The sequence below is a fragment of the Thauera butanivorans NBRC 103042 genome, assembly GCF_001591165.1.
Taxonomy (GTDB): Bacteria; Pseudomonadota; Gammaproteobacteria; order Burkholderiales; family Rhodocyclaceae; genus Thauera; species Thauera butanivorans.
On the sequence record NZ_BCUG01000156.1, the window covers coordinates 1 to 510 of the forward strand.

1 protein-coding gene is annotated in these 510 nt (G+C 62.9%); it reads left to right on the forward strand.

What is annotated here, in order from left to right:
* Positions 1-79: 79 nt before the first annotated feature.
* Positions 80-510: IS110 family RNA-guided transposase (locus tag TBU01S_RS22800; RefSeq protein ID WP_157659278.1), on the forward strand; the 431-nt coding region annotated here is incomplete at its 3' end.

Sequence of the window (510 nt, forward strand, 5' to 3'; positions counted from 1 at the left end):
GGGGCTAATGAGATGGTCAGCCCGATCCCCGCTCAGCGGCTACGCTGAACGGGGATTGTTCTTTTCGGAGGCCATTATCATGAATGCGGTGACGTTGATCGGGATCGACCTGGGCAAGCACTGCTTCCACCTTCATGCTCAGGACGAGAAGGGGCGGATGGTATTCCGCAAGAAGGTGTCGCGCAGCCAGATGCTGACGATGCTGGGCAACTTTCCCGCCTGCCGCGTCGTGATGGAAGCGTGCGCCGGTGCGCACTGGATCGCGCGTCGGTTGGGCGGCATGGGACATGAGACGCGGCTGATCTCGCCGCAGTTCGTCAAGCCCTTCGTGCAAGGCAACAAGAATGACTTCGCCGACGCCCAGGCGATCTGCGAGGCGGCGAGTCGGCCGAGCATGCGCTTCGTGCGTCCGCGCACCGAGACCCAGCAGACCATCTCGGCGCTGCACCGGGTACGTGAAGCCCTGGTACGCGAACGCACGTCCACGACGAACCAGATTCACGCCTTCCT